Below are 13244 nucleotides of genomic sequence, written 5' to 3'. Positions count from 1 at the left end.
ATGATTTGTCGCACCAAGCCTGATATGCTAAATTTGTTTCAAAACAGCAGCGAGATTAAGAAAAGCATAAGTTAATATATAAGACCGCAAGCTTGTTATCCCACTAAATTTTTTATGTGCAAGGCGTATGCCAGACCTCTCGACTTCGGCTCCTGAAAACTCCTCAAACCCCCAACCAGCTCTGCTGCCGCCGATTTTAAGAATTTTTGCAGCATTTCCAGATTACGATCGGGGCAATAGATTGTACGCATCGGGAAGGTACGAAGCGGCAGTCCTTTGCTACGGAAAAGCGGTTCAAATTAAGCCGGACTGGGCCCGGGCGTGGCTGAATCTGGGCAAAGCTTACAAGCAACTGCATTCCTACGCAGAAACCGTAGCCTGCGCCGATCGAGCTACAGCAATTAATCCCGAAGAATACTGGGCTTGGATGCTGCGCGGGACAGGGCTGTTAAGTTTGCAAAATCACTCAGAAGCGATCGCGGCTTTCGACACCGCAATTCAAATCAATTCAGAAAAGCACGAAGCTTGGTATCAGCGGGGCAGAGTTTTAGAGGAATTGCAGCAGTGGGATGCAGCAGCAACTTGTTACAAAAGAGCAACCCAACTTCATCCGAATTTGCCCGCCATGTGGTACCGGCAAGGCAACGTGTTGCTGCAAGCTGAGCGCTATCCTGAAGCGGTGGCGGCTTTCGAGCGCGCGCTGAAACTCGTCCCGACAAATTGGGAAGCTTGGCTGAACCGAGGTTTGGCTTTGATGAAAGCCGAACGCTACGCTGAAGCGGTAACTTCTTACGATCGCGCCATTCAACTGCAACCGCAAAATAGTCTGGCTTGGTTCAATCGGGGCATTGCTTCAGCAAAATTGCACAAATATGCAGAAGCGGTGACAGCTTACGATCGCGTACTGCAAATGCAACCGAACGACTGCGAAGCCTGGTTTTATAAAGGAATGGCCCTCAAACACCAGTGGGCAGACGCGGCAATTGCTTGTTTCGATCGGGCAATTCAAATTAATTCTTTTTATCCCGAAGCATGGATCGGGCGCGGTCAAACACTGTCAGAATCGAGAGATTTTGAAGGGGCGATCGCTGCATTTGACCAAGCCATTCAAATTAATCCGAATTTTCCCGAAGCTTGGCTGGGTAGAGGCATCGCCCTGGCAGGATTGGAACGCTACAAAGAGGCAATTATCGCTTACAGCAATGCCCTACAAATTGAAGGTAATTTTCTAGAAGCTTGGAACTTGCGAGGCGAAGCCCTGGAAAAATTGCAGCAGTACGAAGAAGCGATCGCCTGTTTTGATAAAGTAATCTCTCTGACTTCAGAAGCAGAAATTACATCAAAAGTAGGGTTGCAGCAAGGCGCAGCGCTGGAAAAATTGCAGCAGTACGAACAAGCCGTCGCAGCTTACAACCGCGTAATTAAAATCGTGCCAGACAATTTTGAAGCTTGGTTGAAACGCGGCAATGCTTTGTCAAAATTGCAGCAGTACGAACAAGCTCTAGCATCATACGATCGAGCAATTACTATCTGGCCCGACAACTATCAAGGCTGGGTACAGCGAGGTCTGATCCTAGGGGAAATGCAGAACTATTCCCAAGCACTCGTCGCTTTCGATCGAGTGATTCAACTCAAGCCAGACAACTGGGAAGCTTGGGCGCAGCGGGGCGACGTTTTGCAAAAATTGCAGCGAACTCAAGATGCCATTAGCTCTTACGGAGTCGCCCTCGAAATCAAACCCGATTACTACGAAGCTTTAGTCAGTCGAGAAGAATTGAGACTCAAAGACGCGATGTCAGGAAAGTGGTAAGCTGTCGCGCATTTAAATTGTATATTCAGGGCGGGCTCATAGGCCCACCCCACATGACTTTAATTTTTTTTGAAATACTCTTTAAATACAGAACAGCTTCAGGGGAAATTGACAAAAATTTTTGAGTTTTGAAATTGCTTTGTTCTTCGTAACGCTGCGCTGGGGTATAGTTTTAACCTGAACTTCCCCTGCAAATAAGCTAATCCGCATTTAAATTGCATGGTAAAATAAATTTTCACTCTTGTGGTGGGGTGGGCCAGAAAGCCCGCCATCAACATACAATTTAAATGCACAACAATTAACAATCAAATTAAGTTAATTATGCGACAAAGATAGGGATTTTCTAACGCCAGATAACTTGTGATAAGCTGATGCACATCAGCTTAATATCATGTCCGATAGATTGACCATAATATCCCGGCCGGGCGGGTTTTTGAGATTGGAGATTGTTGGCAGATATTGTTGGTGAACCCGCCCCTACCTGATGAAGGGTAATCGATCGGACATGATATAATTCTTACTTCTTTTATATCGCATTACTCGGAAATCTCTGCTTCAAAACAGGCATTACCGGACAAGGTTTTTGCTCCTGTAAATTCTCCGGTTTGTTCCAAGTAAAAGGGCCTTTTTTCTCCGCCGCCATCCACAGCAAGCTTTTTGCTCGCGTCATCGCCACATACAGCAGTCGAAACTCTTCTGCTGTTTTCAAATAACCAGCTTGTTCCCAGGCTTCGCCTAGATTTGGTAAAGGATATTTTCCGTGCAAACTTGCTCGAATCTGTGCTCTCGCTACCTCTGCTAAAGTGAAATCTCCTAAAAATCGGGCTTGCGGCAAAACTCGCAAATTTCCGGGGATGGTTTGTTCGTGCAGAAACGGCAAAAATACGCAATCCCAATCTAATCCTTTAGCTTTGTGCATGGTAATAATTGTTAGTTGACCTTTGCTGGTATAGCGTTCTTCTATTTTGTCGTCTGCATCCACAGGTTCAAATCTTTCGGAACTGACAATTTCGCTAAGTACGTCCAAAATATTCCGCATTGAATTGTTGCCGGCTGTTTGAATTGCTACCCGTTCTGCTAATTTGTCGGCGGTGGCTAATTCTGTTTGGTCGTATTGCAGCGCTAAGGCTAAAAATGAGATGATTTGGTAGGGCGGCAGTTCTAAGCTAGCTTGCAGCAAACCGCAGCAAAAATAGCGGCATTTGCGAACGGGGTCTGACTGCTGCGGGTCTAGGGGGCCTGGGTAAAGGAATTGCTCGGGGCTAGTCGCAAAAGCATTGTAGTCTTGTTTGGGGATGAGTTGCCGATCGCTCAAAATCTTTAAGGCTGCTTTCAGGTAGTCTGGAGAGTGGGGGCGATCGAGAAATTGCAGCAGTGTTAAGATTTCCCAAGGTACTTGAGAATGTCTGTCCCGTTCTCCCACATCTTCAATTTTAATCCCATATTTGTGCAAATCAAAGCTTAATCCGTGTTTGTGAGGATTTTCTAGCACTTCTTTGATAAACTTACCTTGTTTGTTTTCCCGCACCAAAATAGCCATCGACTTCAGATTTTCTAAAGGCAATTTTGCGCTATTTTCCCCCTCGCTAGCTTCCGTGCCTGAATGGATAGCTTTTTCATTCCTTGCAAATTCAAAATCGGCAGGTAAAAATTCCTCAACTAACTCAATTACCCGCTTGCCAATCAACTCAACTGTATGGTAAATATCGCGGGGAGTATGCAATTCTAAGCCTCGACCAATGGGAGCCGGATTGGCATTTTGCTGCGGGTCATAGCTGGGTACAGGCTTAATAGTTTGGTCGCGAAAAGGCTGTTCCGTTCCCGCTAGTTTTGAGCTATTTACCCATTTCAACATAAAGTTAGCTGCATCGATAATCACCTGGGTGCTGCGGCCTGCACCGTCCATTGTCGCTAACTTATTCTCTACTTCGCACTCATCACAAAATTGGTTAAAATAAATCGGGTCGGCGGGTGTAAAAGTAGAATTAATTGCTTGATTTGGGTCGCCAACTCTAATAAAATTGGGAGGTGAGTTCGGACGCTCTGGATCGATCGCCAATGTTTCCAAAAGCCGAGTTTGCAAAGGTGTCGAATCCTGCGCTTCGTCCTCAAAAACGGCAAATACTTGCTTTTGCTCGATCGCCCTCGCCTTCGGATTGTCCAACACCCGCAAAGCTGCTAAAATCATCTCGTCGTAATCGATGAATTCCCGACTCCTCAACAAAGCCTGATATTTTTGATATAAACCGCCCGCTACCGCTAAAATCTCATAACCGTCCCCAGTATCAAGAGCGCTCATTTCTAACAACTGTTCGGGAAACAAACCAGAAGATTTTGCCTCGTGAATCACTGTTTTAGCTACCTGCGGCAAAATTTCCGTCCGCAAAACCGATTGTCGCCGCAATCTCTCCGTTTCCTCTCCGTCGAATTGCTGTCCTTCTAACAAAACTTGATATCGGCGGGGATTTTCCGCAATCCAAAGTTCTACACAGGTGCGAATTAATCGGTGACTTTGAGTTGGAGTAACTAAGGTTGAATTTTCTAAATTTAAACCCGACAAATCGGGATGGCGCATCGCAATATTCAAAGCTAAACCGTGCAAAGTGTGCACCGCAAAACCGCCTTGAGATAAAGACAATTCTGTCAATCTTTCCCGAATTTTAGTTTTAATATTAGCAGCAGCCGATCGCGTAAATGTCACGACAATTAACTGGCGGCGGCTGTGAAGCCCGTTGCGGGCGATCGCAATTGCCGACGCAGCAGCCATTCCCGTAGACTTCCCGGCCCCCGGAACCGCAGAAACAGCAAGGGGGCCGCCTTCCCAGTCCGCCATGTCCTGTTGCCCCGCACGCAAGCTTTCGCGAATTTTAAGGCAAGCTTGTTCTCGCAAAACGGCCGCAAACCCTGATTCTGAAAGCGCTGAGGCTACATCCGGGCGATCGGTATTGGTTGTCGATCGCATAAAATCAGTATCAAATTCATCAGTCATTCGATTTTAGATTTTAGATTTGAGATTTTAGATTAGAAAAATATTGGTCGCGTTCAGCCTTTTCAAACGGTATCAGAAACCTAGTTGCTTTAGTTGCGATCGTCTATATCCAGAACCCAAACCGTCAATCGATTTTAGATTTTAGGTTTTAGATTTTAGATTGAATAAAGCAACCTCGCTCATAAATCCGGGGGCTGGCGATGGGGAGCGAGGAGCTTTTTTCTCCCTCCACGGATGAATCCGGGAACTTGCGACCAAATTGTTTTCGCTCATCACACCGATATTTATTGGCTTTCATCTGCGTTCATCTGCGTTCATCTGCGGTTAAAAATCCCAAAGTATTCAACCTCTACCGTTTCCATTTCGGTATCGGCTAAACTAATGCTATCTATTGAAGCTTAAATTGAAACCAGCATAAAATTCAATACCCAAGCCTTTTTTAGAGGAGTCACCCAAATGAAAACTCACCTCAAAATCAATTCCCCCCCGCCCAAGCCAAACCCAAACCCAGCCAACAACAGCACAACTCGTTTTGCTGTGGCGGTATTCTTAACTTTATCTTCAGCCATTGCTTTGCCTAGCTGCGGATCTCCACTGCCCAACGCTACAGGCGGCGCAGGTTCATCCAGCAGCCGCGAAAACCAAGTGGCCGCATCGGCTCCACCACCCCCACCCGCACCAGCAGCCCAAAGGCCAAAAGCTCCTGCTTCATCAAAAAAAACAGCAGAAACTCCAGCCACCCGTCCCCAACTGATTAAAAAAGCCGAACTCACCGTAGTTGTCAAATCTATTGACGCCAGCACTAAATCTGTTACTAATATTGTTGAAAAACAGCAAGGCGATATCTTGGGTTTCCAAAATCAAAAGCCGCCGGATTCCAGTGTCCGCCAAACGGCGTCTGTGGAGATTCGCGTGCCTCAAGAACGGTTAGAAACTACTTTAGACGCTTTGGCAAAACTCGGAACTGTAGAGAACCGTTCTCTGACGGCTGAGGATGTTACCGATCAATTAGTTGACAGCGAGGCTAGGCTGCGGAACCTCCGCAAATCGGAGGAAATGGTGTTAAAAATTATGGAGCGATCGGGCTCTGTCGGCGACGTGCTCAAAGCTGCTCAAGAGTTGAGCAATATTCGGGAGTCGATCGAACGCATTGACGCTCAGTTAAAAAGTTTGCGAAATCAAGTAGCCTATTCGACTATTAGCTTAACTCTAGAAGCAGCAGTATCGGCTCAACAAACTCCCGAACCTTCTCTAGGTTTGCGGGTGCAGGAAACTTGGGGGAAAGCGACTCATTCTGTGGGTGAATTGACGCTCGGTTTGTTTGGTTTGGGTATTTGGCTGTTGGCTTACAGTCCTTATTTGCTGTTAATTGCGGCTGCGGTTTACGGCTTTAATCGATTTAAGAAACAGCATTCTGTTCCACAAATTCAAGAACCGAAACCGCCTCAGTAGTCAGTAGTCAGTAGTCAGTAGTCATTAGTCATTAGTTATAGCCATCCTAAATCATTTGTGCATTTCTTACTCCCTCCCCTTGATAAGGGGAGGGTTGGGGTGGGGTCAAAAATTGACGACTCCTGCAAGGATTGCTATAGTAGTCAGTTGTCATTCCACCCACGTAAAATTTATGTATTGTGGAACGACCGGAGAACCCGTTCTTAAAACCAACTGACAACCGTCAACTGATAACTGACAACCGTCAACCGTCAACTAACTAATCATCAATTTGCCATCCATCTTTGGTATAGTCTTCATCCACAATCTTTTTCGGACGCATTACCAGAACAACTCGCCCCAAAATAGGAATATTTGGGGATTGTTCAAACCAGTACAATTCTAAATTGCCAGCGTTATCGGCGAGGAAATAACTGTCAGCATCCCACTGTCTTTGGGCTCGATCGGCAATAATCAAAACTTCTTCAACTTTGCCTTGCAGCGGTACCGGCAATCTATCGCTCATTTCCAAAACGGCCACCGGATCTTCAGCGTTCAAAATTACCTGCCATCCGGGAATCGCCACCCAAGCTCCGGCTCCGGAAAATTTTACCATTCGGAACGGCTCGATTTCCTCCGGCAAAGGCACTGCCAGCAAATCAGTCGTAGAAAGCGGCAATTTGCCCACAACCGGGACAATGCGCGGCAATTGTTCCTCGGTATCGAGCCGGTAGACGGGCAAGCGGGGCGCTTCCCGTCTCGGAACTACGGTAAAATCGACGAGCAACTGCTCGATTTGCGCCCTAGCGGTTGGGCTGCTAGCTAATTTTAAACCGCGAGCAATTAGGCGCGATCGCTCTTGCAAATCGCTTTTCTGTCTCGCCAATTGCCAGCATTGGTAAGCCATAGCATCGCCGGGAGTGTCTGTGAACCCTTGGGGGAGACTCCCCAAGTGCGAAAACTCCTTGATCGCTTTAGCAACTTGGCGAGCATCGTCAACATCCAAATTGTGGGTTAGCATCAAAGCCGCCGCCCCGGCCCGCTCTACTTGAGAGAGAATCCGAAACTCGTATAAGATATCGCTACCTTTGCCCAAAAAGTGCGATCGAACTTCCTCTGAAGCCCCAGCATTTACCATGCTGGTGTAAACTTGGGCTGCGACGCTTACTTGATTTTGCTGAATTGGCTCAAAACCAGTTTCTTCAAAAATCCTTTGAGAGTTGTAGCCAGCTTTTAGCAGTGCGGTGCAGGCTTGTCCCCACTCTACCCAAGTGCCTTCTTTGCGGCGGAGCGATCGAATTAACTTTTCGGCATCCACAGCATTTGTGGAGGATGCAGATGCAGGAGGGGATGAATCTTGCGGTGTATCAGTCATAATTGAATCAAAAACTAGCGCTAAGTTATGTGTGATTGGATACCGGCAAGGCTCGTGTCGCGGCAGAGCGATAGATTAATAGTAAGTGAGTTATGAGACTATTGTTACAGAATAGTTGCTCGCCTAAATTTACAAAGGGGAGTTTATCGTATTGTTATGGATAATGCCATTTCAGAGCTAGATCAAATTAAACGCCAGCTCATGACCCTACACAGACCGAAAAAGCCCAAAATGCTGGTAGTAGACGACGAACCAGACAATCTGGATTTACTCTACCGCACTTTCCGACGAGATTTTAACGTGCTCAAAGCTGAGAGCGGAATTCGCGCCTTGGAAGTCCTCGGCATCGAAGGCGAGGTCGCCGTGATCATTTCCGACCAGCGGATGCCCGAAATGAAAGGAACGGAGTTTTTGAGCAAAACCGTGCCCCAGTTTCCGAACACGGTCAGAATTATCTTGACTGGTTTTACGGACATTGAAGACTTGGTGGATGCGATTAACTCAGGACAGGTTTACAAGTATATCACCAAGCCTTGGGACCCGAACGAACTGAAAATGGTGGTGCAAAAGGCGGCCGAGACTTATGAAATTCTCAAGCAGCGGACTGAGGAATTGGATCGCGCCCAAAATCAAATACAACTGTTAGCAACAATCATGCAAACGGCTGTGGATTATCCGAGTTTGGAAGCAAGTTTAGATCCAATTGCTACTGCTATAAGTGATAATTTTTTGGCGGACTCTTGCATTTTGCAAATGGTGGAAGGAAATGTTTTAATACCAGTCCAAGGCAGTCACACTACTGGTTCAACTGTGGAAAATTGGCTGGCAGACGATCCTCTGGTTCGAGAAGCAATTACATCTCAAACTATTCAGGGTGCTGTGAATATTGGGCTCGACACAGCCTTAGCGAGTCTGCCGCACTATCAGAAATCCGGCATTCAAGCTCACCTGAGCATCCCGGTGATTCACAAAGGTCGATCGATCGCCCTGATTTCCATGCAGTGGAAGCAACCTTGTTCCCTGCGCCCCGACGAACTCACAACAGTTCACCTCGCCGCTCAAGAAGTTGCTTTGGTATTGATGAGTTTTCAGGGTCATTAGTCATCAGTCAGTCGATTTTAGATTTTAGATTTTAGATTTTAGATTTACTTGCAGCGCAGTGAATCTTGGAGCTTGAACAAAAGTCTAAAATTTGGGAATCTCCACGACGATTGTCGGGAGCTTGTACCTGTTTTTGGGCGTGGTCATCAGTCATTAGTTGTCATATCAAATCCGTTAGCATCGGAATAGTAAATTCGAGTTCACGGCGTTGACGGTTGACGGTTGACGCCGCGAACAGTCAACAGTCAACCGTCAACATCATGTATAAGTGTAACCGGAAATGATATCAGTCATTAGTTATTAGTTGGCTCTCTGTCTAGAGTTTAAAATAATAGCAAACGAAGGATTCAAGACCAAATCTCGCGGATAGCTAACAATAAAAAGCATTGATGACTGGCGACAGCATGACATGAATGGACGGATTAATTATTTTTACGTGATGAGAAACTAGCAATTACCAGTTACCAATTACCTTTTCCCCAATTACAAATTACCAACCACCAATGACTAATGACTAATAATGCCGAACAAATTAAAACTATATTTAATCGAATTGCACCAGTTTACAACCAATTGAACGACTGGTTGAGCTTTGGGCAACACCGGATTTGGAAGCAAATGGCGGTGCAATGGAGCAGTGCGGGCCCCGGAAATACTTGTTTAGATTTGTGCTGCGGTAGCGGGGATCTAGCTTTGTTGCTGGCCAAACAAGCAGGGCCGACCGGTTGCGTATTTGGAGTAGATTTTTCGGCAGAACAATTGGCCGTTGCCGCCAAGCGCGATCGACCTTTTCTTACCCCTGCCAGTCCCATTTCCTGGGTAGAAGCTGACGCCCTAGACTTGCCTTTTGCTGACAATTACTTCGACTGCGCCACAATGGGTTACGGGCTGCGTAACGTGACTGACATCCCCCGCAGTCTTCAGGAATTGCACCGCGTGCTCAAACCCGGTGCCAAAGCAGCTATTCTCGACCTCCACCGCCCCAGCAATTCCCTAATGCGGAGCTTTCAGCAGTTTTATCTAGACACTCTCGTAGTGCCCGTTGCTCAGCAATTTGGCATGACTCAAGAATATGCTTACATTAATCCTAGTTTAGAAAAATTCCCGATCGGCCAGCAGCAAGTCGCGATCGCCAACAAAGCCGGATTTGCCAAGGCCACCCACTACCCCATTGCCGGAGCTATGATGGGAGTATTGGTATTAGTCAAAGCAATTGAAAATTAAAAGTGGTTGCAGTTTCAGTCGATCGAATACCCCCGATCAAAATTTTAGACCAAGGTTCACCCCCCAGATTCATCTGTGGAGTAAATCTAAAATCTAAAATCTCAAATCTCAAATCTTATGAATCCCTCTGACATTTGGCTGTTGTTGGCCCCACCTGTAGTGGGAGGAATTATTGGCTATTTCACTAACGATATAGCTATCAAAATGCTGTTCCGCCCCTATCGACCTATTTACATCAAAGGGCGACAGTTGCCTTTCACTCCCGGCTTGATCCCCCGCAACCAAGAGCGCTTGGCAAAGCGAATTTCCGACACAATTATGGGTTCGCTGCTGACGCCGGAGGAACTGCAAAACTTGGCGCGCCGCCTCCTGCAAACCGAGCGGATGCAGTCGATAATTCTCTGGCTGTTGCAGTTGGCGCTGGATCAGGTAAAAGCAGACGCAGAGCAAAAAACCGCTAAAATTCTCGCTAACATTCTGCGAGATTTGCTGGGGGAATCTGTGCCGCGAATTCTCAAAGTTTTGGCGCGCCGGGAAGATTTTTTAGAAGTTCAGCTTAATCAAGTTTTTGACCAAGTTTTGCTGGAGATTCAGCTAACGGAATCTCAGGCAGCTCAGCTTGCTGATTGGTTGTTGCAAGTAGTAATACCCCCGGAAGTGCTGCGTCAGGCTTTAATTGACTTTTTGACGGATCGCAATATTTCGATCATCGATGAAGGGTTTCGAGAAAAAACCAGCGGCACTTATTGGGTAGTAGCAAATTTGTTTGGTTTGCGGAACACTTTAACTCGGCTGCGGACTTTTTGTCTGGATGACAGAGAAGCGACAAATCAGCGGTTAGCAGAGTTAACTGTTGCTTTGGGAATTCGCGGGCGAATTCAGGAATGGCTGCAAAATTTGTCGATGCAAAATTTACCGGTTTCGACTGTGAGACAGTTGCGAAAAACTATGCGCGACAGTGTTCGCAGCTACGTTCAACAGCGGGGTACAGAGGTACTTGAGGGGTTGAGCAAATCTATTGACTGGGAAAATATTTCGCGGTTGATTCTCAATCGATTGCAAACTTCCGCAGTGATGAGCGCTTCCCTGGAAATTGTCAGCAAAGAACTGGCTTTGGTTTTAGAGCGCTATCTAGAGCGGGATTTAGAAAATATTGTAGCTCAGGCTATCCCGATTTTGAATATCGACCAGGTGATTGTCGATCGAGTGAAAGGTACTTCTCCTGAAGAGTTGGAGTTAGCAATTCAGGGAATTGTCCAAAGCGAGTTGCAGGGAATTGTAAATTTAGGAGGTCTTTTGGGAGTTTTTGTCGGCTGTTTGCAGACTGTTGTGCTTTGGATTCAGCGGTGATTTATTTCGGCAGTTGTGAGATATTTGTTCTAGTCTAATATTCACTCGACTTGCGCCCCCAGTACCAAAAACCTGGTTTTTCGACCGTATTGGCCACCTCAGCCAGAGAATTTTTGGTATTGTAAAACTTTATTGAGTTTATAAGCAATTATAAACAATAATGGTATTATATTGTTGTGAGTGCGACGTGTTGAACAAGGAATACGCATAGCCCAAAAAACGCAAGTCTCAAATGCAACTAACAGAAAGGCACATCATTAAATCAACTTCACACCGTTTCGCCCAAATTGACGAACTAGCTTTCAAGTCCAAAAACCTCTACAATGCCGCCAATTACGTCATTCGTCAGAGCTTTATTTATGGGTGGGGCTATGTCAGTTATAACGAAATGAACAGATTGATGAAGTCTCACGAAGCATATAAGGCTTTGCCTGCTAAAGTAAGTCAGCAAATCTTGATGGTGCTAGACAAGAATTGGAAATCGTTTTTTGAAGCCATTAAAGCTTACAAAGCTGACTCTTCAAAATTCACGGGTCGCCCAAAATTGCCAAAGTACAAAGATAAAGTTAAAGGGCGAAACCTTCTCATCTACACAATTCAAGCGATTAGTAGCAAACAGTTGAAAAAGGGAATCATTAAGCTTTCGGGTACTGAGCTTTCAATTAAAACCCAAGTCAATCCCCACCAGATTTGTCAAGTTAGACTGGTTCCGAAATGTGATTCTTATGTAATTGAGGTGATTTATGATGAACCGGAGTCCACCCTTGGCAACGCAAATTCTGTAGCTAGTATTGATTTGGGGCTGGATAATTTAGTAGCGCTAACTTCAAATCAACCGGGATTTATCCCTTTGTTGATTAACGGGCGACCATTAAAATCGATCAACCAGTTCTACAACAAACGCCAAGCCAAATTACAATCCCAATTGAGAGGAAATCGCAAAACTTCACCACGGATTCAGCGCTTAACACGCTGTCGCAATCAGAAAGTCGATAATTACTTACATCATACCAGTCGTGGGATAGTTAATATTTTGACAGCCAAGCAGATTGGGACGCTAGTAATTGGCAAGAACGCGCAGTGGAAAACAGAAATCGAGTTAGGGAAGAAAAACAATCAAAACTTTGTCAGCATTCCTCACTCTCGATTAATTGAAATGTTGGAGTACAAAGCTCGGTTGGCGGGAATCACAGTAATTGTGCAGGAAGAATCCTACACATCCCGCTCCAGTTTTTTAGGTTTAGACCCAATTCCTGTTTACGGTAAAACAGAAAAAGAGCCTGTGTTTACAGGGGGGCGGATTAAGCGTGGTTTGTACAAAACATCGACGGGTCAATTAATTAATTCTGACGTGAATGCTTCGTACAATATCCTCAGAAAAGCAATCCCAAATGCGTTCAGCCATGGGATAGGGAGCTGCGTAGTTGGGCCAATGCGGGTTAATCCGCTCAAAGTAAAAGCGAAGGGGGAGGGACTGTGCGCCTCCCATGTCATGCAATAAATGACTATACTTTTACCAGCTATAAATCGGGTTTTTGTGGCCCAATCCTAATTTACCTATTTCCTAAATCTATGCCAGCCCCCAATTCAGACGATCGCACATACATCCCAAAAAACCCGCGCAACCTCAGCCGCCAACAATACGAGCGTTTAACCGCAGAAATGTCAACTCCCTATCGGCCTCTGCGACAGTTTGTTTACGTAGCTTGTGGCGCTTCGGGCTTTATCGGCGGCTTGGTTTTCCTCGCTAAAATTGCCTCTGGCCGGGAAATTGGTTCTGCTTTGCCTAATTTTGCCCTCCAAGTCGGAGTGGTGGCCCTGATGGTGTTCCTGTTTCGCTGGGAGCAGCGCGCCGAGGGCCGATCCCCGAAGTCTAAGTAACAAAAGTTTACAAATCGAGACAAAAATCTATATGAGGCAAGGAAAAGTTATAAATATAAAGAAATTATTATGAAATCCTGGTT

At 45.9% G+C, this 13244-nt stretch carries 9 protein-coding genes; 7 read left to right on the top strand and 2 right to left on the bottom strand.

What is annotated here, in order from left to right; translation table 11 throughout:
- Positions 1–127 precede the first annotated feature (127 nt).
- Positions 128–1810 carry a tetratricopeptide repeat protein gene (locus OSC7112_RS27760; RefSeq protein WP_015179006.1) on the top strand — a complete coding sequence of 561 codons (1683 nt, stop codon included), beginning with the start codon at positions 128–130 and terminating at the stop codon, positions 1808–1810.
- 526 nt (positions 1811–2336) lie between these two features.
- On the opposite strand, the gene OSC7112_RS27750 is transcribed toward OSC7112_RS27760, so the two are convergent.
- Positions 2337–4799: an ATP-dependent helicase gene (locus OSC7112_RS27750; RefSeq protein WP_015179005.1), complete on the bottom strand. Its 2463-nt coding sequence runs from the start codon at positions 4797–4799 to the stop codon at positions 2337–2339.
- Positions 4800–5255: 456 nt separating this feature from the next.
- On the opposite strand from OSC7112_RS27750, the gene OSC7112_RS27745 reads away from it, so the two are divergent.
- Positions 5256–6251, top strand: a complete 996-nt coding sequence (locus OSC7112_RS27745) for a DUF4349 domain-containing protein (protein ID WP_015179004.1) — start codon at positions 5256–5258, stop codon at positions 6249–6251.
- A gap of 259 nt (positions 6252–6510) precedes the next feature.
- Here the strand turns inward: OSC7112_RS27745 and OSC7112_RS27740 are convergent, their stop codons facing one another.
- Positions 6511–7605, bottom strand: coding sequence for a RuBisCO accumulation factor 1 (locus OSC7112_RS27740; protein WP_015179003.1), 1095 nt, complete (start codon positions 7603–7605; stop codon positions 6511–6513).
- Between the two features lie 156 nt (positions 7606–7761).
- Here OSC7112_RS27740 and OSC7112_RS27735 point away from each other — a divergent pair, with 156 nt between their 5' ends.
- From OSC7112_RS27735 to OSC7112_RS27715, 5 genes are all read left to right on the top strand, one after another.
- On the top strand, positions 7762–8706 hold the full coding sequence (locus OSC7112_RS27735; RefSeq protein ID WP_015179002.1) for a response regulator: 945 nt from the start codon (positions 7762–7764) through the stop codon (positions 8704–8706).
- A gap of 510 nt (positions 8707–9216) precedes the next feature.
- Positions 9217–9930 (top strand): bifunctional demethylmenaquinone methyltransferase/2-methoxy-6-polyprenyl-1,4-benzoquinol methylase UbiE, encoded by a 714-nt coding sequence (gene ubiE, locus OSC7112_RS27730; protein ID WP_015179001.1) that lies wholly within the window; start codon positions 9217–9219, stop codon positions 9928–9930.
- A gap of 117 nt (positions 9931–10047) precedes the next feature.
- A complete protein-coding gene (locus OSC7112_RS27725) occupies positions 10048–11280 on the top strand; it encodes a DUF445 domain-containing protein (RefSeq protein ID WP_015179000.1) in 1233 nt (410 codons plus the stop codon).
- Positions 11281–11512: 232 nt separating this feature from the next.
- Positions 11513–12781 (top strand): RNA-guided endonuclease InsQ/TnpB family protein, encoded by a 1269-nt coding sequence (locus tag OSC7112_RS27720; protein ID WP_015178999.1) that lies wholly within the window; start codon positions 11513–11515, stop codon positions 12779–12781.
- Between the two features lie 71 nt (positions 12782–12852).
- Positions 12853–13161, top strand: a complete 309-nt coding sequence (locus OSC7112_RS27715; protein WP_015178998.1) for a DUF3493 domain-containing protein — start codon at positions 12853–12855, stop codon at positions 13159–13161.
- Positions 13162–13244 lie beyond the last annotated feature (83 nt).

Origin of the sequence: Oscillatoria nigro-viridis PCC 7112 (assembly GCF_000317475.1) — a bacterium.
Lineage (GTDB): Bacteria > Cyanobacteriota > Cyanobacteriia > Cyanobacteriales > Microcoleaceae > Microcoleus > Microcoleus nigroviridis.
The sequence above is the reverse complement of the archived record's forward strand: the minus strand, read 5'-3'. Positions and strand labels throughout refer to the sequence as shown.

Bases quoted from the DNA above. Each gene is read 5' to 3' on its own strand.
- OSC7112_RS27760 (WP_015179006.1), top strand. From the start codon at position 128: ATGCCAGACCTCTCGACTTCGGCTCCTGAAAACTCCTCAAACCCCCAA.
- OSC7112_RS27750 (WP_015179005.1), bottom strand. From the start codon at position 4,799: ATGACTGATGAATTTGATACTGATTTTATGCGATCGACAACCAATACC.
- OSC7112_RS27745 (WP_015179004.1), top strand. From the start codon at position 5,256: ATGAAAACTCACCTCAAAATCAATTCCCCCCCGCCCAAGCCAAACCCA.
- OSC7112_RS27740 (WP_015179003.1), bottom strand. From the start codon at position 7,605: ATGACTGATACACCGCAAGATTCATCCCCTCCTGCATCTGCATCCTCC.
- OSC7112_RS27735 (WP_015179002.1), top strand. From the start codon at position 7,762: ATGGATAATGCCATTTCAGAGCTAGATCAAATTAAACGCCAGCTCATG.
- ubiE (WP_015179001.1), top strand. From the start codon at position 9,217: ATGACTAATAATGCCGAACAAATTAAAACTATATTTAATCGAATTGCA.
- OSC7112_RS27725 (WP_015179000.1), top strand. From the start codon at position 10,048: ATGAATCCCTCTGACATTTGGCTGTTGTTGGCCCCACCTGTAGTGGGA.
- OSC7112_RS27720 (WP_015178999.1), top strand. From the start codon at position 11,513: ATGCAACTAACAGAAAGGCACATCATTAAATCAACTTCACACCGTTTC.
- OSC7112_RS27715 (WP_015178998.1), top strand. From the start codon at position 12,853: ATGCCAGCCCCCAATTCAGACGATCGCACATACATCCCAAAAAACCCG.